Source organism: Micromonospora sp. WMMB482 (assembly GCF_019038635.1).
In the GTDB taxonomy this organism is placed as follows: Bacteria; Actinomycetota; Actinomycetes; order Mycobacteriales; family Micromonosporaceae; genus Micromonospora; species Micromonospora marina.
Genome location: NZ_JAHOPD010000020.1, coordinates 1,570,680 through 1,592,686, shown reverse-complemented (window position 1 = coordinate 1,592,686; position 22,007 = coordinate 1,570,680). Strand labels below are relative to the sequence as shown.

The 22,007-nt window shown below is 73.0% G+C and carries 15 protein-coding genes and 1 pseudogene; 8 read left to right on the top strand and 8 right to left on the bottom strand.

The features are described 5' to 3' along the window. Positions 1-132: 132 nt before the first annotated feature. The 6 genes from KSK32_RS08335 (at position 133) to KSK32_RS08310 (ending at position 6,954) form a co-directional block, all read left to right on the top strand. On the top strand, positions 133-906 hold the full coding sequence (locus KSK32_RS08335) for a redox-sensing transcriptional repressor Rex (protein WP_216930057.1): 774 nt from the start codon (positions 133-135) through the stop codon (positions 904-906). Then, the gene (locus tag KSK32_RS08330) at positions 903-2,276 is read left to right on the top strand and encodes a glutamyl-tRNA reductase (protein ID WP_216930055.1); all 1,374 of its coding nucleotides are present in this window, start codon (positions 903-905) and stop codon (positions 2,274-2,276) included. The genes KSK32_RS08335 and KSK32_RS08330 overlap by 4 nt, the downstream gene beginning before the upstream one ends. Next, on the top strand, positions 2,273-3,259 hold the full coding sequence (gene hemC, locus KSK32_RS08325; RefSeq protein WP_216930053.1) for a hydroxymethylbilane synthase: 987 nt from the start codon (positions 2,273-2,275) through the stop codon (positions 3,257-3,259). The genes KSK32_RS08330 and hemC overlap by 4 nt, the downstream gene beginning before the upstream one ends. Continuing rightward, on the top strand, positions 3,256-4,836 hold the full coding sequence (locus tag KSK32_RS08320; RefSeq protein WP_216930050.1) for a uroporphyrinogen-III synthase: 1,581 nt from the start codon (positions 3,256-3,258) through the stop codon (positions 4,834-4,836). The genes hemC and KSK32_RS08320 overlap by 4 nt, the downstream gene beginning before the upstream one ends. A 14-nt stretch (positions 4,837-4,850) precedes the next feature. Continuing rightward, entirely contained in the window at positions 4,851-5,834 is a 984-nt protein-coding gene (gene hemB, locus KSK32_RS08315; protein ID WP_216930042.1) for a porphobilinogen synthase, read from the top strand. Positions 5,835-6,312: 478 nt separating this feature from the next. Then, on the top strand, positions 6,313-6,954 hold the full coding sequence (locus KSK32_RS08310; protein WP_289256520.1) for a helix-turn-helix transcriptional regulator: 642 nt from the start codon (positions 6,313-6,315) through the stop codon (positions 6,952-6,954). 32 nt (positions 6,955-6,986) lie between these two features. Here KSK32_RS08310 and KSK32_RS08305 read toward each other — a convergent pair whose 3' ends face one another. The 3 genes from KSK32_RS08305 to KSK32_RS08295 form a co-directional block, all read right to left on the bottom strand. Beyond that, entirely contained in the window at positions 6,987-10,253 is a 3,267-nt protein-coding gene (locus KSK32_RS08305) for a lamin tail domain-containing protein (RefSeq protein ID WP_216930038.1), read from the bottom strand. Positions 10,254-10,345: 92 nt separating this feature from the next. Then, the gene (locus KSK32_RS08300; protein ID WP_216935920.1) at positions 10,346-11,362 is read right to left on the bottom strand and encodes a GNAT family N-acetyltransferase; all 1,017 of its coding nucleotides are present in this window, start codon (positions 11,360-11,362) and stop codon (positions 10,346-10,348) included. Positions 11,363-11,429: 67 nt separating this feature from the next. Beyond that, positions 11,430-12,530, bottom strand: coding sequence for a lytic murein transglycosylase (locus KSK32_RS08295; protein WP_216935918.1), 1,101 nt, complete (start codon positions 12,528-12,530; stop codon positions 11,430-11,432). A 56-nt stretch (positions 12,531-12,586) separates the two neighbouring features. Here KSK32_RS08295 and KSK32_RS08290 point away from each other — a divergent pair, with 56 nt between their 5' ends. Beyond that, positions 12,587-12,802: a zinc ribbon domain-containing protein gene (locus KSK32_RS08290; protein WP_216930036.1), complete on the top strand. Its 216-nt coding sequence runs from the start codon at positions 12,587-12,589 to the stop codon at positions 12,800-12,802. Between the two features lie 155 nt (positions 12,803-12,957). Then, positions 12,958-15,774 (top strand): adenylate/guanylate cyclase domain-containing protein, encoded by a 2,817-nt coding sequence (locus KSK32_RS08285; protein WP_216930034.1) that lies wholly within the window; start codon positions 12,958-12,960, stop codon positions 15,772-15,774. 78 nt (positions 15,775-15,852) lie between these two features. On the opposite strand, the gene KSK32_RS08280 is transcribed toward KSK32_RS08285, so the two are convergent. The 5 genes and pseudogenes from KSK32_RS08280 to KSK32_RS08255 all read right to left on the bottom strand — a co-directional run bounded on the left by KSK32_RS08280 (position 15,853) and on the right by KSK32_RS08255 (position 21,872). Beyond that, positions 15,853-16,395 (bottom strand): phospholipase, encoded by a 543-nt coding sequence (locus tag KSK32_RS08280; RefSeq protein ID WP_216930032.1) that lies wholly within the window; start codon positions 16,393-16,395, stop codon positions 15,853-15,855. 160 nt (positions 16,396-16,555) lie between these two features. Continuing rightward, positions 16,556-18,220: a glycoside hydrolase family 10 protein gene (locus KSK32_RS08275; protein ID WP_216930030.1), complete on the bottom strand. Its 1,665-nt coding sequence runs from the start codon at positions 18,218-18,220 to the stop codon at positions 16,556-16,558. Positions 18,221-18,518: 298 nt separating this feature from the next. Then, the gene (locus KSK32_RS33270; protein ID WP_254186975.1) at positions 18,519-19,040 is read right to left on the bottom strand and encodes a hypothetical protein; all 522 of its coding nucleotides are present in this window, start codon (positions 19,038-19,040) and stop codon (positions 18,519-18,521) included. Between the two features lie 6 nt (positions 19,041-19,046). Further along, positions 19,047-20,363 (bottom strand): annotated as a pseudogene (locus KSK32_RS08260) (ABC transporter substrate-binding protein). A gap of 36 nt (positions 20,364-20,399) precedes the next feature. Next, positions 20,400-21,872 carry an alpha-N-arabinofuranosidase gene (locus tag KSK32_RS08255; RefSeq protein WP_374226697.1) on the bottom strand — a complete coding sequence of 491 codons (1,473 nt, stop codon included), beginning with the start codon at positions 21,870-21,872 and terminating at the stop codon, positions 20,400-20,402. Positions 21,873-22,007: the final 135 nt, after the last annotated feature.

Genomic DNA, 22,007 nt, shown 5'->3' with positions numbered 1-22,007 from the left:
CACCCCTTCACAAACACCTACTCTGTAGTTCCGACGCGCCCTGCTAGCACAGCCGGCAATCTCGGTCGCCAGCGGGAGTCCCGAAACGACCGGCCCCCGTCGCTGGTCGAGGATCGCACCGCACGGAGTCTCATGAGCCAGCACCGTCAACCAGGCGCGTCCGGTCGCACCGGTGCCATACCGGCGCTCCCGGACCTGCCCGAGGCGACCGTGTCCCGGCTCCCGGAATACCTGCGTGCGCTGCACGCGCTCGCCGACGCCGGACACGAGACGGTGTCCAGCGAGGGCCTCGCCAACGCGGCCGGCGTCAACTCCGCGAAGCTCCGCAAGGACCTGTCCCACCTCGGCTCGTACGGCACCCGCGGCGTCGGCTACGACGTGGCGCTGCTGGTCGACCAGATCTCCTCGGTGCTCGGGCTCACCCAGTGCCGGACCGTCGCGCTCGTCGGTGTGGGTAATCTCGGTCACGCGCTGGCCGGCTACGACGGCTTCGCCAACCGCGGATTCCGCATCGCGGCGCTTGTCGACGCCGACCGGTCCCGCGTCGGCGAGGTGATCAACGGCCTGGTCGTACGGCACGTCGACGAGCTGCCCCAGATCGTCGCCGAGGAGTCGATCTCGATCGGCGTCATCGCCACCCCCGCCCCGGCCGCCCAGGCGGTCGCCGACCAGCTGGTCGCCGTCGGCGTGACGAGCATCCTCAACTTCGCGCCCTGCGTACTCTCGGTCCCGGACGGAGTCGACGTGCGCAAGGTCGACCTCGCCATCGAGCTGCAGATCCTGTCCTTCCACGAGCACCGCAAGGCATCGCTGACCGCGCTCCCCGCCACCACCGGCGGGTCCGCCCTCACCGCCCTGCCCGGCGGACTCGCGGCAACCGACACCCAGGAGGCGATCGGCACGTGAAACTGCTCGTCGTCGGCGCGTCCTACCGCACCGCCCCGGTCGCCACCCTGGAACAGCTGGCCGTCCCGCCGGCCGACCTCACCCGCACGCTGGACCGCCTGCTCGCCCAGCCGTACGTGGCCGAGGCCGTCCTGGTCTCCACCTGCAACCGGGTGGAGGTCTACGCCGCCGTCTCCGGCTTCCACGGCGGGCTCGGCGACATCTGCGCGGTCCTGGCCGACCAGGCCGGCTGCCAGCCGGCGGCGCTGGCACCGCACCTCTACGTGCACTACGACGCCGCCGCCGTGGACCACGTCTTCCGGGTGGCCGCCGGGCTCGACTCGATGGTGGTGGGCGAGGCACAGATCCTCGGCCAGCTCCGCGACGCCTACCACTCCGCCGGTGGCGCCGACTCGGCCGGGCGGCTGCTGCACGAGCTGATGCAGCAGGCGCTGCGGGTCGGCAAGCGCGCGCACGCCGAGACCAACATCGACCGGGCCGGGCAGAGCGTCGTCACCGCCGCCCTCGACCTCGCCGCCGACCTGCTCGACGGTGACCTGGCCGACCGGCCCGCCATGGTGGTCGGCGCCGGCGCGATGGGCTCGCTGGGCGTGGCCACGCTGTCCCGGCTGGGCGCCGGCCCGCTCACCGTGACCAACCGGGGCGCCGCCCGTGCCGTCCGGCTGGCCGAGTCGTACGGCGCGTCCGCCGTGCCGATGGCCGAGCTGGTCGGCGCGCTCGCCGCTGTCGACGTCGTGGTCGCCGCCACCGCCGCCACCGAGCCGGTGCTCACCCGCGACGTGGTGACCCGGGCGCTGGCCCGCCGGGACGCCGGCCGCGGCCCGCTGGTCCTGCTCGACCTGGCCGTCCCGCGCGACGTCGAGCCCGGTGTCGCCGAGCTGCCCGGCGTCGAGGTGATCGACATCGACCGGATGGCCGCCGTCCTCGCCGACGGACCGGCCGCGGCCGACGCCGCCGAGGTGGCCCGGATCGTGACCGGCGAGGTCGAGGCGTTCCTGAACTGGCTGCGCGGGGCCGACGTCGCACCGACCGTGGCCGCCCTGCGCGGCCGGGCCGAGGACGTCGTCACCGCCGAGCTGCGCCGGCTCGGCCAGCGCCGCCCCGACCTCAGCGACGACCAGCGCGCCGAGGTCGCCCGGACCGTGCACCGGGTCGTGCAGCGGCTGCTGCACCAGCCGACCGTACGGGTCCGCCAGCTCGCCGCCGAGCCCGGCGGCGACCAGTACGCGGCGCTGCTGCGCGAACTGTTCGACCTGGACGTTCCGCAGACGTCCCCGGTCGACACCGTCCCCGACGTGGTCGCCACCGATCTCGACGGACGGTCGTCGTTCGACGCCGCCGACGTCCCGCCCACCGGAGGTGCGCGATGACCGCCCCCCTTCGCCTCGGTACCCGGGGCAGCACCCTGGCAATGGCCCAGTCCGGCCACGTCGCCGAGGCCCTCACCGCGGCCACCGGCCGGCCGGTCGAGCTGGTCGAGGTGGTGACCGCCGGCGACCGGTCCACCGCACCGGTGCAGCGGCTCGGCGTCGGTGTGTTCGTCTCCGCGCTGCGCGACGCGCTGACCGCCGGCGAGATCGACTTCGCCGTCCACTCGTACAAGGACCTGCCCACCGCGGCGGCGCCCGGCCTGCACGTCGCGGCCGTACCGCCCCGGCAGGACCCGCGCGACGCGCTGGTGGCCACGAACGGCCGTACGCTCGCCGAGCTGCCGCCCGGCGCCCGCGTCGGCACCGGCGCGCTGCGCCGGATCGCCCAGTTGCACGCGCTGGGCCTGCAGTTGGAGGTCAGCCCGATCCGGGGCAACGTCGACACCCGGCTCGGCCGGGTGCTCGGCCCGGACGCCGACCTCGACGCCGTCGTGCTGGCTCGCGCCGGGCTCAACCGGATCGGGCGCGCCGACGTCATCACCGAGACGCTCGACCCGATGCTCATGCTGCCCGCGCCCGCCCAGGGTGCGCTGGCCGTCGAGTGCCGGGCCGACGACCAGGACGTGGTCGAGCTGCTCGCGCTGCTCGACCACGCACCGTCCCGTGCCGCGATCACCGCGGAACGGGCGCTGCTGGCCACCCTGGAGGCAGGGTGCAGCGCACCCGTGGCCGCGTACGCCGTTCTCGCCGAAGGCGAGCCCACCGACGAGGGCGACGTCAATCAGGAGATCTACCTGCGCGGTGCGGTGATCAGCCCGGACGGTACCCGTGACCTCCGGCTGTCCCGCACCGGAACGCCCGCCGACGCGGCGGAGATCGGCAAGGCACTCGCCGCCGAACTCCTCGAACTCGGCGCCGACTCGATCCTCGGCCAGGACGCACAGGCCAGCCCGGGGACCCAGCAACTTGGGAGCACAGAATGACCCGCACCCGTAAGCCCGTAGGCCAGATCGCATTCGTCGGGGCCGGACCCGGCGACCCGGGCCTGCTGACCCGCCGGGCGCTGGACGCCCTGGTCGAGGCCGACCAGGTGGTCTACGACCGGGGCGTACCCGAGTCGCTCCTGGCGCACGTCCGCGCCCAGGCCCGGCCGGACGCCGAGTTCAGCCCCGCCGAGGGCGTGCCGGGAGACGTGGCGAAGGTGCTGATCTCCGCGGCCCGGTCCGGGCAGAACGCCGTGCACCTGGTCGCCGGTGACCCGTTCGGCCACGACTCGGTGGTCAAGGAGGTGCAGGCGGTCGCGCGTACCGCCGCGCACTTCGAGGTGGTGCCGGGCGTCGGCCAGGCCGAGGGCGTGGCCACCTACGCGGGTGTCCCGCTGCCGGGCGTACGCACCGCCGCCGACGTCGAGGACGTCACCGCGCTGGACTTCGAGGCGCTCGCCACCGCGGTCGCCCGGGGTTCGCTGGCGCTCGCCGTGGACGCCGGTGACCTGGCCGCCGTCCGGGACGGCCTGCTGGCCGCCGGGGTCGACGGCACCACAGCGGTCGGGGTGACCGGCGACGGCACCGGCGAGACGCAGTACACCACCACGTCGAGCGTGGACTCCTTCGTCGCGGCGGCGCTCGGCTTCACCGGCCGGGTGGTGCTCACCGTGGGCGCGGCCGTCACCGACCGCGACAAGCTGAGCTGGTGGGAGAACCGCCCGCTGTACGGCTGGAAGGTGCTGGTGCCCCGCACCAAGGAGCAGGCCGGCGTGATGAGCGCGCGGCTGCGCGCGTACGGGGCGATCCCGTGCGAGGTGCCGACCATCGCGGTCGAGCCGCCGCGTACTCCGGCGCAGATGGAGCGGGCCGTGAAGGGCCTGGTCGACGGCCGGTACGCCTGGGTGATCTTCACCTCGGTGAACGCGGTCCGGGCGGTCTGGGAGAAGTTCGCCGAGCACGGCCTCGACGCCCGCCACTTCGGCGGCGTGAAGATCGCCTGCATCGGTGACGCCACCGCCGAGGCGGTCCGCGCCTTCGGCATCCAGCCCGAGCTGATCCCCTCCGGGGAGCAGTCCTCCGAGGGCCTGCTGGCCGAGTTCTCGCCGCACGACGAGATCCTCGACCCGGTCGGCCGGGTGCTGCTGCCGCGCGCCGACATCGCCACCGAGACCCTGGCCGCCGGCCTGACCGAGCGGGGGTGGGAGGTCGACGACGTGACCGCGTACCGGACCGTCCGCGCGGCCCCGCCGCCCGCCGAGATCCGCGACGCGATCAAGTCGGGCGGGTTCGACGCGGTGCTGTTCACCTCGTCGTCCACGGTGCGGAACCTCGTCGGTATCGCCGGGAAGCCGCACGCGCGGACCGTTGTTGCAGTGATCGGGCCTAAGACGGCGGAGACCGCCACCGAGTTCGGCCTGCGCGTCGACGTGCAGCCGCCGCACGCCTCGGTGCCCGACCTGGTGGAGGCGCTCGCCGCCTACGCCGTCGAGCTGCGGGAGAAGCTCGCCGCCATGCCGGCGAAGCAGCGCCGGGGCTCGAAGGTGCAGGGCCCCACCGCCCTGCGGTTCCGCTGACGAGGAGGCCCGTCATGCCGTACCCCGAGATCCGGCCCCGCCGGCTGCGCCGCAACGCGGCCGTGCGGCGGTTGGTCTCCGAGACCCGCGTCGACCCGGCCGAGCTGGTCGTGCCGATGTTCGTCAAGGAGGGACTGACCGAGCCGCGGGCGATCGCGTCGCTCCCGGGGGTGCTCCAGCACTCCCGGGACTCGCTGCGCAAGTCCGCCGTGGAGGCGGTCCAGGCCGGGATCGGCGGGATCATGCTGTTCGGGGTGCCGGCGACGCGGGACGAGACCGGGTCCGGTGGCATCGACCCGGCCGGTGTGCTCAACACGGCGATCCGGGACGTGGTCGCCGAGGTCGGCGACTCGACTGTGGTGATGAGCGACCTGTGCCTGGACGAGTTCACCTCGCACGGGCACTGCGGCCTGCTCACCCCGGACGGCGGGGTCGACAACGACGCCACGCTCGCCGCGTACGCCGACATGGCGGTGGCCCAGGCCGCCGCCGGGGTCCACGTGGTCGGGCCGTCCGGGATGATGGACGGCCAGGTCGGTGTGGTCCGCAAGGCGTTGGACGCCGCCGGGCACCGGGACGTCTCGGTGCTCGCGTACGCGGTGAAGTACGCCTCAGCCTTCTACGGCCCGTTCCGCGACGCCGTGGAGTCGGCGCTGGAGGGGGATCGGCGCACCTACCAGCAGGACCCGGCGAACCTGCGCGAGTCGCTGCGCGAGGTCGAGCTGGACGTGGCCGAGGGCGCCGACCTGGTGATGGTCAAGCCGGCGCTGCCCTACCTCGACGTGGTGTCGGCGGTCCGGGCCGCGGTGAACGTCCCGGTCGCCGCCTACCAGGTCTCCGGCGAGTACGCGATGGTCGAGGCCGCCGCCGCGAACGGCTGGATCGACCGGGAGCGGGTGATGCTGGAGACGCTCACCTCGATCCGCCGGGCCGGCGCCCAGATCATCCTCACCTACTGGGCAGTCGAGGCCGCCCAGTTGCTGCGCGAGCGCTACTGACCGCCGCTCGGCCGACGTCGCCCCTCTGCTGCCGCCACGTGCGGCGGCAGGGCTCGGCTCGCCGGGTTCTCCGGTTCCGCCCTCCTCGTTGTGGTCGCCGTGCCTTATCCACAGCCCGAGGCGGTCACTCAACGTGCCTTTTCGGTAGGCAGGACACTTCACCGCTCGCCGACTTTGCTCTGCAGCCATCGACGCAACTGTCACGAGCCGTGAGCGCTGCCTCGGTGGCTGCAGAGCAAAGTCTGCTGAGGTAGTTCTCCCTCCCTCAGCCATTGGGAGGGTTGTGTCCGCTTAAGTCGCGTTTGTGATGGCGCTGAGATGATCGCTTCAGTGGTGGTGCTTAACGCTGAGTGGTCGTCACCCTCTGTGTGCGCTGACGGTCGGCGCCGGAGTCGGCTTGAACGCCGCGTCCCGGGTTTTCCACAGGGGCGGAGAGCGGGGTTGCCCGGTCGGTGCGGGGGACGGGACCGTGGGTGGCGTGACAGACATCGCCGACACCGAGCCGGAGGCGGCCGCCGCTGCCGGCACCGCCACGGGCGCCGGCCGCGCCACCGCCACGGGCGCAGGCACGGGCACGGGCACGGGAGCCTGCGCCGCACCCGGCGGGCCGGCGCTGCTCACCGAGCCGTTCGACGTCCCGTTCCCGGCGCCGGGGATCGTCCGGGCGGTGCGCCGCCGAGCCGACGCCAGCCAGCGTGAGCTGGCCCGGTTCGCCCGGGTGCACCCGAGCACGATCGGGCGGATCGAGGCGGGCAGCCTGACGCCGAGCCTGACCATGCTGTCGCGCATCGTCGGCACGGCCGGCTTCCGGCTCGTGGTCGTCGACGAGGCCGGGCGGGTGCTCAAGCCGATGCGTGACCGGGCCGACCTGCGGGACGGCGCGGAGCGGCGATACCCGTCCCACCTCGACGTCATCACCGACCCGGAGCCGGGGGAGTGGTGGGCCGACCGGTACGGGTTGGCCCGCCCGCCGGAGACCTTCTATCGCAACCGGGAGGTCCGGGACTGGCTGCGCCGCCGCAGCCAGTGGGAGGTGCGGGTGGCCAAATACCGGAGCGTGCCGCCTCCGCCCGATCCACAACGGTGCGGATACCGCGGCGGCCCGCCGATCCGCCCGTGAGCGAATCGACGGGCCGCCGCGCGGAACGCCGCTCAGTCGTCGTTCAGGATCGTCCCGACGCCGGACGGATCGGCGAGCCGCAGGCCCGGCACCCCTGCCACGTACAGCGTGAGCTTCTCGTCCGCCTCGCGCTTGCGGTCGCCGCGCACGGTGACCGGGAACGTCAGCGAGGTCCGGCCCGCGGCCAGCACCCGGCAGCCCACGTACGGGGCGTAGTCCGACCCGGCCTGCGCGGTCGTGCCGTAGGTGGCCGCGCAGACCAGGGCCGGCTCGGAGAGCGGGCGGGACACGGTGACCGTGAACGTCATCGTGCCGGTGCCCTTGTCGCCCTCGGTGACCGAGGCGTCCGCGACCCGCAGCGAGGCGCGCGACCGGAACCGGGCCACCTGCGGGTCGTGGTCGCTGGCACCCCGGTCACCCAGGTCCGGCGCGTCGGTGGGGTAGTCGGCGTTGATGTGCGCGGTCCGTACCTGCACCAGGTCGTCGTGCATCGGGTCGTTGACGAAGAGGTTGTCCAGCGTCTGCGCCTGACCGCTGAAGGTGTACGAGTACGCCGACGCCGGAGCGTCCTGCACCAGATCGTCCCAGAGGTTGTGCAGCCCGGCCTCGTAGAGCGGGGCGAGCTGGTCCGACGGGGTCGGGTTCTGGGCGGTGGCGATCGGGTCGTCCGGCCGGGGGAAGACGTTCAGGTCGCCGCCGTAGACCACGCGGGCGTTCGGGTCGCTCGCCTCGGCGGCCCGGACGATCGCCGCCCCGTACGCGGCCTGCTCGCGGCGCTGCCCGACCCGGCTGTCCGGTCCGGACGAGAAGTGGTTGGCGACCGCCCAGAGCGTGAATCGCTCGGTCGATCCGGGCCCGGCCTGCACGGTGAACCGGGCCACCTGCGCCGCGCGGGTGTAGACGTTGCTGCCGTCCACCCCGGTCGACCGGTCCACGTCGTCCGGCAGCACCGCGTTGAGCGCCTTCGGGTTCTGCACGTCGGCGTTGGACGGCAGCGCCGCCGAGCGGTACTGGACCGTCGGCGCGGCCCCCAGCAGCGGGTCCGCGGCGGTCGCCTCGGCCAGCGACAGCCGGTCGGTCCGGAAGAGGAACGCCGAGGTGATGCCCCGGGCGTCCGCACCGGTCCGGTCGTACGCGGCGGCGTACGCCGGGCCGCCGTTGGCCGCGACGGCGAGCGCCAGCTCCTGCACGGTGTCCGGCGCGCCGTCGGCGTTGTCGGTGTCGCCGCAGGCCAGCGCGCCGTCGACCACCGAGCAGATGTCCTGGTCCTCGGCCTCCTGCACCAGGATCAGGTCGGGGCTGTGCAGCGACTGGACGATCTGCCGGGCCTGCACGGCCAGCCGGGCGGCGTACGCCTCCGGGCTCGCCGGCACGTAGTCGAACGGCGGGCTGACCCCGGGGCAACCGGTGTTGCCGGCGAAGTCGCAGCCGTCGAACGGGTCGTCCCGGTAGTCGTACAGGTTCTCCACGTTGTACGTGGCGATGGCGACCTCACTGCCGCGGTCGGCCGGCTGCGGCGGGTGGTTCGCCGCCGGGTCGGCGCCACCGGTCAGCGTGAGCTGCTCCGGCTGCACGCTGTACTTGCTGAACGCGTACGAGACGGAGCCGTAGGCGTCCTCGGTGAGCGTGTCGAACGTCCGCGCCTCGGGCAGCAGCGCCCGGGAGTCACCGGCGGTCGCCTTCACGCCGCCGGCGCCCAGCAGGATCCGCTGGTTGTTGCCGTTGTCGAACAGCGTGCCGGGGATGTCGTCGAGCGGGTGCGCGTCCCGGAACACCCGCCGGGCGTACGGGTCGGACCGCTTCATCACCGGGTCCTCGCGGTCCAGCACGTAGATCTCGGAGTCCGCGGTGGAGGAGTAGATGTGCCGGGGCGCGGAGACACCGCTGCCCGCGCGTACCCGCATCCGCTCGCCCTCGTGCCGCTCCCAGAACAGGTCGGCGGCGGCCGCCTCGGTCGGCGGGACCGCGTCGTCGACCCGGACCACGGTGTCCACGTCGAGGCCGGAGTCCAGCTTGCGGACCAGCGAGGCGCCGGAGAGCTGGGTCTGGTTGAAATACTCGGAGACCCGGCCGCGCAGCACCACCTCGTCACCGACGGTCGGGGCGTATCCGCCGATCAGCGTGGTGAACGAGCCCATGAAGACGAACAGGCCGTCGGAGGTCAGCGGGTCGTCGTCTTCGGTGCCGAGTCGGCTCTGGAGGTAGAAGCCCCACTGGTCGGCCCCGGCCGAGCTGCGGGTCAGCGACTTGCCGGTGATGACGCCGCGCACGTCGTACAGCGTGGAGCTGGTGCCGTTGCCGCTGGCCGGCGCGAGCGGCGACCGGTCGGTGCGGCCGTCCTCGTCGGCGGTGCGGCCCTGCACCTCGCCGATCGACAGCACGCTCGTTGCCTGCACGGTGAGCGTGCAGGTGGCGGTGTCGCCCGCGGCGTCGGTGGAGGTCACGGTGACCGCGTAGCTGCCGGCCGGCAGGCCGGTGGCGCTGAGCGTCGCGGTGGCCGTGCCACCGTTCCCGGTCGCCGGGGTGAAGGCGGTACGGCTGATCGAGCCGCTCGCCGGCACCGGCACGACCGCGGTGACCGCCAGGTCGGTGACCGTGTCGTCGGCGTCGGTCGCGGTGACCTCGCGGGTGGCAGTGGCGCCCGCCGACAGCGTCAGCGGGCCGCCGCAGGCCAGGGTGGGCGGCTGGTCGACCGGACCGCCGCCGGTGGTGTGGCTGCCCAGCCCGTCGAACGTGTCGGTGGCGAAGCCGGCCCACTGCGCGGCCGGGTCGAACGCGTCCGCCGGGTCGGTGTCGCCCCCGGTCACCGAGGGCAGCCGGCGCAGCGTGTTGTCCGCCGTGCTGGTGAGGCCGCTGCCCCACTCGCTTCCCGGGTCGACGCCGACCTGGCCCAGGGAGTCGACCACGGCGTCTCCCTTGCGCAGCACGATCGCGTCGTCGCCGTTGAACAGTGAGCCGGAGTACGTCTGGTCGGCTTGGGCGAGGATCGCCGGCGCGGCCGCCGCGGCGGCGAAGACGAACACGTCACCGGCGGCGACGGTGCCGGTCAGGGACACGTTCGTCGAGGTGGAGGCACCGTTGAAGAAGAACTGGAGCTGGTAGCCGCCGGCCGTCAGGTCGATCGGGGCGCCGGTGCCGTTGTACAGCTCGACGGCCTTGTTGTTGGACGACCCCTCGACGTACTCGGAGATGAACAGGTCGGCGGGCGCGGCGCTGGCCGCGGTGGGTGCGACAGCGATCGCCGTGAGGGTGACGGCGGCGGTGGTCGCGAGCGCGGCGAGGGTGCGGCGCGGGCGCATGGGGCCTCCACGATGGGTGGGCAGGAACTAACGAACGTTAAGGCTCTCGTGGGCACACCGTCCAGCCCCTTCGATGGCCGGCCGGTGAACGGTCAGCGGTGACTGTCCAGCCGGTGCACCAGCTCGGCGACGTCCACACCGTATTCGCACCAGTCGCGGTCGGGACGGTAGCCCAGCTCGGCGTTGACCTTGAGCATCGACTCGTTGTCCTGCGCGTTCCAGGTCTGCACCTCGGCCACCTCGGGCTCGGCCGAGCGCAGCTCCAGCAGCATCCGCGCCTTGATGGCCCGGTCGATGCCGTAGCCGCGATGGTCGTGGACGACGATCGTGTCGTACTGGTCGGCCCGGGTCGGGTGCTGCGCCGGCACCACCACCTCGGTCAACCCGGCCACCTCGCCGGTCTGCTCGTGCAGCGCCAGCACGATGTACGGCTTCATGCCGCGCCGGTGCAGCGTGGCGAGGCTGTCGCGCAGCCGGTCCGGGTCGTAGGAGCTGGGCCGCAGCTCCACGTCGTCGGAGTCGCGCACCTCGGCCTTGGCCCGCGCGTACGCCTCGATGAGCTCGTCCGGCGGGCCACCCGGCCAGAACTCCACGCGGTAGCCCGCGCCGACCTCGGCGGCCATCTCGGTGAGCGCCGGCCAGTCCACCGAACGCAGGTCGAGCACGCTGCGGGTCTCCACGTAGTCGCGGGTGAAACCCAGCGACTCGTAGAACCCCACGGCGGGGGTGTCGCCGACCACCTCCACGCCGATCGACTGGAAGCCCTCGTCCCAGACCCGGCGGGCGGCCACCCGCACCAGCTCGCGGCCGATGCCGCCGCGCCGGATCGACGGGTGCACCAGCACTTCGAGCACGCCGATCCCGCCGAGCAGCAGCACGTGCACATGCCCGAGGATCGCCCCGGGCGTGCCGTCCGCGGCGTCGTCGTCCTGCGCGACCCACGAGATCCGCCGCTCGCCGGGCATCACCTCGGACAGATACTCCCGCATGGAGCTCTCCCGCCATGGCGGATCCTGCGGCAGATCGGCCGCCAGGACCGCGTTCAGCGTGTCCAGCAGGGACGCGATCTCGGCGGACGACGCGGTCCTGGGATCCCACTCGCGCACCATCACCCGTCTAGCTTGCCGTCAACGGCAGCCGGGGGGAAGGGTTCAGTCCGCGAATGTACGCGAGCGGTCACCTCACGTTGCGGCTGAGCCTGCCGTACTCGTCGGCCTTGTCGAAGACGGCCTGGGCGTACCGGCGCACATCGTTGTAGGAGAGGATGGCGCCCCACCAGTCACCCGGGATGGTCATGTTCCGGCCGCCCTTGCACAGGTAGAGCCCGGCGGCGAGCGCCGCGTCGTCGATGTCGTGCGGGTTCTTCACGCCGTCACCGTCGGCGTCCGCGCCGATCTCCTGCCAGGTGGTCGGGATGAACTGCATCGGGCCGAGCGCCCGGTCGTAGACGCGGTCCTCGTCGAGCACTCCCTGGTCGGTGTCGAGGATGCGGGACCGGCCGCCCTTCCCGTCGAGCGGCTCTCCCTTGATCTCCGGCAGGGCCCGCCCGTCGGCTTGCAGCGTGGCGCCGTTGGCCGCGCCGTGGCGCGACTCGACGTAACCGATCGCGGCCAGCGTGGTCCAGCTCAACTGGCAGGCGCGGTTGGTCTGCGCGAGCACCAGTTCGGCGTAGGCGTACGCCTGGAGCGCCACCGCGGGGATGCCGGTCACCGCGCTGACCCGCTGCGCCCAGCCGGCGAGCGCGTCGGCCGGGCGCCCGGTGGGCAGCACCGGGGCGGTGGTCGCGCCGGGCAGCGGAGTGCCGGTCGGTACGGCGGTGCCGGGCAGGCCGGTCAGCTCCGGAAGTGGGGGTGTGACGGGTGCCGCGGCGGTCTGCGGCACGCTCGGTTCCGGAAGGGCCTCGGTGGCCGGCTCCGGCCGGCCGACCGCCGCCGGCACGATCACCGCTCCTGCGGTGGCGGCTACGGCGACCAGCGCGAGCAGGAACAGTGCGGGCAGCGTGGTGCGCCCGCCGGGCCGCCGGGACCAGGCGCGGGTGGCCCGGACCGCCCCGACGGTGATCTGCCTCGGGCGCGTCCGGACGGCGCGTGCGAACGGTATCCGCCGCCGCCCGCCGCTCTCGGCCGCCGCCTCGACCTTCGTCGCCGGCTCGGAGCCCGGCTCCGGGGGGAGGGTGTCGCGGTCGCGGCGGGGCCGCGGGACGGGCGGAGTGCCGTCTTCGGGTGGCGCGGCGCGTCGCAGGGGCCGGGCCGTCGCTCGCCGTTCGCCGTCCACCACCCGTCGAGTATCACCCATCCGGGTGACGACGTCAGGCCCGGCCGTACGCTTGGGGCATGCCCCGGTACGAGTTCCGTTGCCGCGCCTGCGGCGACACCTTCGAGGTCAGCCGCCCGATGGCCCAGGCCGGGCAGCCGGCCGCCTGCCCGCAGGGCCACGCCGACACGGTGAAACTGCTGTCCACGGTGGCCGTCACCGGCCGGAGCGGTTCCGCCCCGAGCGGTGGGATTCCCAGCGGCGGTGGTTGCTGCGGCGGCTCCTGCGGCTGCTGACTTTCCGCCGTCCGTCCCGCGGGTCGATCGGGGTCTTGCCGCCGGGGTGATCTTTTGGCACCTTGGGGCGGAATCTGTCCAGCCGTTCTCACGATGCGTGACGGCACGACCATAGGGCAGCATGAACCCGACGTCACCGGGCGGAGGTTCGACGTATGTCGCACGGACACCACCTCCCCAGCGGGTGGGTGACCTTCGTGTTCACCGACATCGAGGGCTCGACGCGGCTGGCCCGGATGCTCGGCCCGGTGTACCGCCCGGTCCTGCACGAGCACCGGCGGCTGCTGCGCGACACCCTGGCCGGCACCGACGGCGCGGAGCTGCTGACCGAGGGGGACTCGTTCTTCCTCGCGTTTCCCGACGCGGCCGCCGCGGTCCGCGCCTGCCTGACCGCCCAGCGCGCGCTCGCCGGCCACGAGTGGCCCAACCCGGACGCCACCCCCCGGGTACGGATGGGGCTGCACACCGGCTACGCCGAACCCCGCGACGGCGAGTACGCCAGCCCCGAGGTGCACCGGGCGGCGCGGGTGGCCGCCGCCGCGCACGGCGGACAGGTGCTCTGCTCGGCCGCCACCGCCCGGCACGCCGACCCGCTGCCGGACGGGGTGTCCCTGCTGGACCTCGGGCTGCACCGGCTGCGCGGCTTCGACGACCGGGAGCGGCTGTTCCAGCTCGTCGCGCCCGGGTTGGAGCGGCGGTTCCCGCGTCCGCGTACCGCCGACGCGACGGCGCACAACCTGCCCACCCAGGTCACCTCGTTCGTCGGCCGGCAGGCCGAGCGCGCCGAGCTGGGGCGCCTGGTCGAGGCGTACCGCCTGGTGACGGTGCTCGGCGCGGGCGGCGCCGGCAAGACCCGGCTGGCGGTGGAGCTGGCCTCCGGGATCGTCGAGGACTACCCGGACGGCGTCTGGTTCGTCGACATCGCCGCGGTGACCGACCCGGGGCTGGTGGCGTTCGAGATCGCCGCCGTGCTCGGCCTCCGCCCGGAGCCGGGCCGGCCGATGGTCGACACCCTCGTCGAGTACGCGGCGCCGCGCCGGATGCTCGTGCTGCTGGACACCTGCGACGCCCAGACCGCGGCGTCGGCCGAGGTGATCGGCCGGCTGCTGGCCGGTGGCCGGGGTGTGCGGGTGCTGGCGACCAGCCGGGAGTCGTTCGGCGTACCCGGCGAGGTGGTGTGGCGGATCCCGCCGCTGTCGGTCGACGAGGGGCCGGACGGCGGGGGCAGCGACGCGGTGGCACTGCTGCTGGACCGTACCGCCGTGGCCCGGGGCGGCCGGGCGCCGGAGCCGGCCGAGCAGGCCGACCTGCACCGGGTGGTACGCCGCCTGGACGGGTTGCCGCTGGCCATCGAGCTGGCCGCGGCCCGGCTGCGGGTGCTCTCGGCCGGGCAACTCGCCGAGCGGCTGGACGACATGCTCGGCACGCTCGACGCCGGCCGCGAGACGGCGGAACCGCCGCCGGTGGAGGCCGGCTGGAGCGGCAACCAGCAGGACACGGTGGACCTGGTGGCCGCCGCGACCGGCGCTGCCCCGCCCACTCCGGCGACCCGGGCGGTGCAGCGTTCGGCGAGCGAGCGGCACCTGACCATCCAGGCCACTGTGACCTGGTCGTACCGGACGCTCGGCGCGCGCTCGGCCCGGCTGCTGCGCTGGATGGCGGTGTTCGCCGGCCCGGTGGACCTGCCCACCGTGCAGTGGCTGCTCGACGAGGACCCGCTCGATCCGCTCTCGGTGCTCGTGGACAAGTCGATGGTGCTGGCCGAGCCGCACGCCTCCGGCAGCACGTACCGGATGCTCGACCCGATCCGGGCGTACGCGGCCCGGCGGCTGGTGGAGGCGGGCGAGGAGCAGAGCGCCCGGGCTCGCCACGTCGCCTGGTGCCGGCACGCGCTGGACCGGGCGCACCTGGGGCCGGACGGCCGCCCGGTGACCCTGTCCCTGTACGCGCTCGACCCGCTGGCGAACGAGTTGCGGGCCGCGTTGCGCTGGTGCGCCACCGGCGGCAGCGCCCGGTCGGGTCTGGTGCTGGCCGGTGACCTGGATCAGTGGTGGCGGGAGCGCGGCCTGGCCCGGGAGGGGCGGCTCTGGCTGTTCCGGCTCTACGGACGCCTCGCCGAGACCGGTGAGGTGATGCCGGACGCCGAGCTGGCCGCCGCGTACCACATGCACTCGCTGCACGCGGGCGCGGACGGCGAGTTCGGCGAGGAGCTGCGGTACTCGCAGCGCGCCGAGGCGGCCGCCCGGCAGTCCGGCGACCGGGGGCTGCTGGCCCGGGTGCTCGCCGGGCGCGCGGCGCCGCTTGTCGACATGGGGCAGTTCGCCGAGGCGGAGCGGGTCTGCCGCGAGGTGATCGACTGGGCGTACGCGCAGGACGTGGTGGGGGACGCGCTGCTGGCCGTCTACAACCTCGCCGAGTTGCTCTGGCGCCGCGGCGCGCTGGACGAGGCGGCCGACCTGCTCGCCGCGGCCCGCCCGGTCGAGGCGTCCCGGCCGGCTGAGCGGGGCGGCCGGTCGGTGGACATGCTGCTCGGCATGGTGGCCCTGGCCCGGGGCGATCTCGTCGCCGCGCACGAGCACCTGCTGGTGGCGTTGCGGTCCCGGATGAGCCACGGCTACCTGGGCCGGGCCTGCGACACGATCAACGCGATAGCGGTGCGCTGCGCGCTCGCCGGGGATGCGCTCGCCGCGGCCCGGCTGTTCGGGGCGGCGCAGGCCACCCGGGCGAACCTGCGGGCCACGCCGGGGATATACGGCCCGTACTGGTCGGCCCGGCAGGCGGAGCTGCGGCGGGTGCTGGGCGACGAGGCGTTCGACGCCGCCTACGGCGCCGGGACGGGGCTGCGGCTGGACGAGGTGGCGGCGCTGGCGCTGCACGTCGAGCACCCGGACCTGGTCGCCGATTCGCCGCGGTTCGGCACGCAGACGCCGGGTCCGTGGCCGGCGTTCGAGCCGCGCAGCACGGCGGGCTGAACCGGCCGCGCCGGGCCGTCCGCCGACGGCCATACGCGGCGGGGAGCCCGCCGGGCGGCGGACTCCCCGTGCGGTGGGTCAGGCGCGGGCGGCGGCGCGGCGCTGGGCGTCGGCCTTCATCCGGGCGGCGCGGTCGAGGTCGGCCTGCGACACGGCGGCGACCGAGCCGAAGACACTCACCGCCTGGTAGTACGTCCAGGCGAGGCTGTAGCAGGCGGGCCGGACCACCGCGTTGTACGTGGCGCAGACCCGCTTCAGGTCGGCGTAGAAGGCGCTGTCCAGGCGGGACTTGCTGGACGAGAAGACGCCCATCGCCTTGTGGTTGCGGTAGCCGAAGTCGTGCCGGTAGCAGGAGAGCTTGAAGTTGAAGCCGATCGGGTTGTCCGGGCTGGACGAGCAGTAGTCGGTGGACCAGTCGAAGCCGTACTCGGTCCAGGGGGCCCGGTTCTGCCGGGCGGTGTTCCAGGCGTTGTAGCTGGACGCGCTGGTCTGCGTCCAACTGGTCAGGACGGACAGCTTCTGCTGGGTGCTCACCGCGGCGGCGGCCGGTGTGGCCAGTCCGAGCATGGTGAGCAGGGCGAGTGCTGCGGCGGCGAGGGTGGTGGCGAGGCGACGGGACACGGGTACCTCCGCGGGTGGTGGCCGGGATCTCCGGGTGTCGACAAGTGTCGATCAAATGGGTGAGCTGGGGCGATGCTCCGGGGAACGGCTCGCTGACATCCGCCTGAACAGACGAATGCCTCCGGGCCGGCGAGGCGGCCCGGAGGCATCCGGTCAGGGGTCAGCGCACGAAGCGCGGCGGGCTCGCCAGGCTCTCGTTCGCCAGCCGGTCCAGCGCGGTCACGTAGTAGGTGTACCGGGCGCCGTCGGCCGCCGTGGTGTCCACCCAGGACTGGACAGCGCCGTCGGTGGCCCGGACGGTGCCGACCAGGTGCGAGGCGTCGGCGAAGTCGCAGCGCCCGGCCAGGCCGTGCCCGTCGAACCGGTAGATCGCGTACGACGCGGCGGTGCCGAGCGGACCCTTGCCGTCGGCCGGCTGCCGCCAGCTCAGGCGTACCCCGTCCGCCTCCCGCTGGGCCTTGGTGACCACCGGGAACAGCAGCGGCTTGCGCGGCAGATGCGTCATGGTGGGCACCAGCGCCGGGCGGGAGTAGTGCTCGGCCGCGTAGATGTCGGTGGCGCCGAGCCGGTTCGCCCGGACCTGCACCGCGGAGAAGTGCACGTTGCCGAGCACCTCCGGGTACGACCGGTTGAGCGTCAGGTGGTTCGACAGCTCCTGCGGGTTCATCCAGAACGACCCGTACGCCGGTTCACCGCTCTTGTAGTCGGCCTGGCCGATGTAGAGCTGCACCCGCGTGCCGCGCACCTGCTCGGCCCACCACGGCACCAGCCGGGCGTAGTCGGCGGCCGGGTACTGGCCGATGTACCAGTAGAGCTGCGGCACGATGTAGTCGATCCACTCCTCCTTGACCCACTTGCGGGAGTCGGCGGAGATGATGTCGTACGACTGCGAGCCGGTGGTGTCCGAGCCGTTCGGGTCGGCCGACGCGTTGCGCCAGATGCCGAACGGGCTGACGCCGAACTTCACCCATGGCTTGGCCGCCTTGATCTTGGCGTTCATCTCCTGGATCAGCAGGTTGATGTTGTCCCGCCGCCAGTCGGCCTTGTCGGTGAAGCCCCGGTTGTGCGCCGCGAACGTCGCGTCGTCGGGCACCTGGTAGGTGCCGCTCGGGTACGGGTAGAAGTAGTCGTCGAAGTGCACGCCGTCGATGTCGTACCGCTTGACCGCGTCCATCATCGCGGTCTGGACGAACTCGCGGACCTCGGGGATGCCGGGGTTGTAGTAGAGCCGGCTGCCGGCGACGCCGGCGGGCGGGTAGGCGAAGACCCAGTCGGGGTGCTGGCGGGCCGGGCTGTCCGGGGCCAGTTGCGACAGGTCGGCGCCGGCGCCGCCGGGCGCGGGCATGGAGACGCGGTACGGGTTGAACCAGGCGTGGAACTCCAGGTTGCGCTTGTGCGACTCGGTGACCAGGAAGTCCAGCGGATCCCAGCCGGGGTTCTTGCCGCGTACGCCGGTCAGGTACTCCGACCAGGGCTCGTACGGCGAGGGCCAGAACGCGTCGGCGGTCGGGCGGACCTGGACCACGACGGCGTTGTGGTTGAGCTTCCGGGCGAGGTCGAGCCAGGCCAGGTATTCGGCCTTCTGCTTCGCCACCTGGTCCGGCGCGGTCCAGGAATCCTTGCTGGGCCAGTCGATGTTCGTCACCGAGGCGATCCACATGGCCCGGAACTGGCGCTTGGGGGTGGCCGGGTCGGTGACGCATTCGGTGGAGGGGAAAGTGGCGGTGCCGGTGTCGCCGGGGGCGGCCTGCGCCGGCGTGCCGGCGACCAGCGTGCCGAGCAGCGCCGCGGCCAGCGCGGCGGCTCCGAGCCGAGTTGCCTTCATGCGGTGCGGTCCCTTCGTCGGGTCCGGGGGGACGGTCGGCGGCGGGGCGCAACGGCAAGATTCGCCGCGCTACCCATGCCGCCGGTAGAAAACTTTCATCTATCCGTGCCCGGCGCAAGACCCTGGGGGCCGATCGATGTCCGGCGTCGTCCGATCGGCCGGATCGTGACGATTCCGAGACACGCCGTCCGGGGTCGGAGCGCAAGACGGCTGGGCAGCTTGCCCGGTCACAGACCGCCACCGTGGCGGGCGCACCGCGGGCCCCCCGGAGGCGGGCCCCCGAAGGAAGGGCCCCTTCTTAACGCCGGGCCGCGCCCGGCACGATCACCACTGTGAGCGTGTCGATCCAGCTCAGCCGCTCGGCGATGATGAAGTTCGGGATGATCAGGGAGGTGGGCGGCAGGAACAGCGTGCCCACGATCAGCGCGAACAGCAGCTTCCGGCCGCGGAACCGCATCCGGGCCAGCGCGTACGCGGCCATCGACGCGGTGACCAGCACCAGCAGCGTGTGCAGGGTGGCCGCCAGCATGCTCGACCACCAGTCGCCGTAGATGGCCGAGTCGCTGGAGAACAGGTCCCGGTAGTTGTCAAGCCCGAGGAACGGCCGGTTGGGCAGTTGCAGATCCCACTGGTGCAGGCTGATCCAGACCCCGAACAGGATCGGCGCCAGCCCGAAGACGCCGAACAGGACCAGGTACGGCGCGAGGAAGAGGTACGGGGTCGCGCGGTTGCCGCGTTCCGTCGCGCGCCGTCGGCGGGTGCGAGCCGCCGGGGGCGGCGCGCCGTCACGCGCCGCCCCGACCTCGATCACGTCCGCCACGGCGGATCAGTTCCCGTACTTCTTGCGGTTGTCCTCAAGCTGCTTGTTCGCCTTGGCCGCGCCGTCGTCGAGCGCCTGCTTCGGCGACTTCTTGTTCAGCGCCGCCTCGTTGAAGGCGTTGTAGAAGGTCAGGACGACCTCGCCGAGGCCCGGCGTCGCGGGCGGGAACGCCGCGTACTCCAGCTCCGGGGCGAGCGCGTTGACCTCGGTGAGGGCCTTGAACTCGGCGCTGTCGCGCACCGCCTTGCGGGCCGGCACCTGGCCGCCCTTGGCCCAGTCCAGCGAGTGCTGGCTGAGCCAGTTGATGAAGACCTCGGCGCCGGCGACCTTGTTCTCGTTCGCAACGCGCTGCTTGACGATGGTGAAGTTGTGCGAGTTCGCCCAGGCGGCCTGCTGGGTGCCGATCTGCGGCAGCGGTGCGACGCCCCACTGCACGTCCGGGCTCTTCTTGAGGTCGTTGATCTGCCAGATGCCGTTCCAGTTGAAGGCGTTCTTGCCGCTCTTGAACGCCAGGTAGTCGGCGTCCTGGCCGACGTTCGCCGGGGAGTGGCCCTGCTTGATCAGGCCGACCAGCCAGGTGCACGCCTCGACCGCCGGGTCGGAGTTGAAGGTCGCCTTCGCGACCTCGTCGTCGAAGAGCTTCCCGCCCCACTGGTGCAGCAGGCTGTAGAACGTCATGCCGCCGGTGAACTGGAACGGGCTGACCCAGAAGCCCTGCACGCCGGACTTCTTCAGCTCGGTCAGCGCGGCGGTGTACTCGTCCCTCGTCGTCGGCGGCTTCTCCGGGTCCAGGCCGGCCTTCTGCATGACCGCCTTGTTGTAGTAGAAGCCCAGCGGGTGCATGTCCAGCGGGATGCCGTACCGCTTGTCGTTGTACTGGCCGCCCTCTCAGACCGTGGGGGCGAAGTCGCCCTCGCTCAGCTCCAGGGTCTTGGCCACGTCGTCCAGCTCGCTGATCGAGCCGCGGGCGGCGAACGTGGCGAGCTGGTCCATGTGCATGACCGCGATGTCCGGGCCGCTGCCGCTGGAGACCGCGCCGGGGAACTTGCTGTAGTAGTCCTGCCACTCGTAGGTGACCACGCTGACCGCGATGTTCTGGTGCTCGCTGTTGAACTGCTGCACCAGGGCCTTGAAGATCTCGCCGTCGCCGCCGGTGAAGCCGTTCCACAGTTTCAGGTCGACCTTCGGCCCGGTGTAGTCCTTGCCGCCGTTGCCGGCCGAGCCGGACGGGCCGTAGCTGCTGCCGCCACCGCATCCGGTCAGCGTCAGCGACGCCGCCGCACCGAGGCCGACGCCGAGGCCGAGCAGGCGGCGCCGGCTCATCTCGTTCTGGATCATGGGTACTCCTTGAGTGCCTGGTCACAGCGCCGGCGCGAAGCGCAGCAGGTTCCAGGAGGTGGCCGGCAGCAGCACGGAGGCCCGGCCGCCGTCGACTGTGGGGGTGGTGAGGCCCCGGGGCGTGACCCGCTCCGGGTCCGCTTCGGTGTTCGTGGCGTCCGGGTCGGTTCCGGCCGCCACCGTGGTGTGCGCCTCGGCCCGCAGGCCGGGCAGGCCGCGCAGGTCCAGGTCGAGCGGGAGATCCTGCGGGCTGCGGTTGACCGCCAGGACGGCCAGCTCGCCGGTCTCCTCGTCGTGCACCGCGACGGTGTCCAGCGCGGGCACGTCGCCGTACCGCCGGGTCTCGTAGGTCGGGCCGGTGGGCTCGGTCCGCAGCACGGTGCCGCGGGCGTACCGGGCGGTCAGGGCGAACGGGTGGAAGATGCTCTGCCGCCAGGCCGGGCCGCCGTTGCGGGTACGGATCGGGGCGATCACGTTCGCGAGCTGCGCCTGGCAGGCCACGCCGATGCGGTCGGCGTGCCGGAGCAGGGTGATCAGCAGGTCGCCCACCACCACCGCGTCGACGGCGGTGTAGTCGTCCTCGATCAGCGCCGGCGCCTCGACCCAGCCGCGCCGGTCCAGGTCGGACTGGAGGCGGGACTGGTACCAGACGTTCCACTCGTCGAACGAGATCTTCAGCTTGCGCTTCTGCCGCAGCTTCGCGCCGACGTGATCGGCGGTGGCGACGACCTCGGTGATGAAGGCGTCCATGTCGACGGCGGAGGCGAGCAGGCTGGCCCGGTCGCCGTCGGAGGGGTCGTAGTAGGTGTGGGCGGAGATGTAGTCGACGTGCTCGTAGGTGTGCTCCAGCACCGTCGCCTCCCACGCGGCGAACGTGGGCATGCCCCGGTTGGAGCTTCCGCAGGCGACCAGGCTGATCGACGGGTCGATCATCTTCATCGCGCGGGCCGTCTCGGCGGCGAGGCGGCCGTACTCGTCGGCGGTCTTGTGCCCGACCTGCCACGGCCCGTCCGTCTCGTTGCCGAGGCACCACAGCCGCACCCCGTACGGCTGCTCGGCGCCGTGCTTGCGGCGCAGGTCGGACAGTTGGGTGCCGCCCGGGTGGTTGGTGTACTCCAGCAGTTCGAGCGCCTCGGTGACACCGCGGGTGCCGAGGTTGACAGCCATCATCGGCTCGACCCCCGCCTCGGCCGCCCAGGCCATGAACTCGTCGAGCCCGAACTCGTTGGTCTCGATCGTCTTCCAGGCCAGGTCGAGCCGGCGCGGGCGGTCACCGACCGGGCCGACGCCGTCCTCCCAGCGGTAGCTGGAGACGAAGTTGCCGCCCGGGTAGCGGACCACCGAGACACCCAGCTCACGGGTCAGGTCCAGCACGTCGCGCCGCAGCCCGCGCGGGTCGGCTGTCGGGTGGCCCGGCTCGTACACCCCGCCGTAGACGCAGCGGCCCATGTGCTCGACGAAGGAACCGAAGATCGTGAGCTGCGCATTCGGCACGATGCCAACCTCTCCCTCGCTGCTGGTGCGGGTGACCGCGGTCACCCCCTGTCAGTGATTTCTACAACGTTGTAAGTGCCCGTGTAAAGAGGTCGTTACGTCGTCGTGACGCGGTACAGTGCGGCCAGCGTTCAC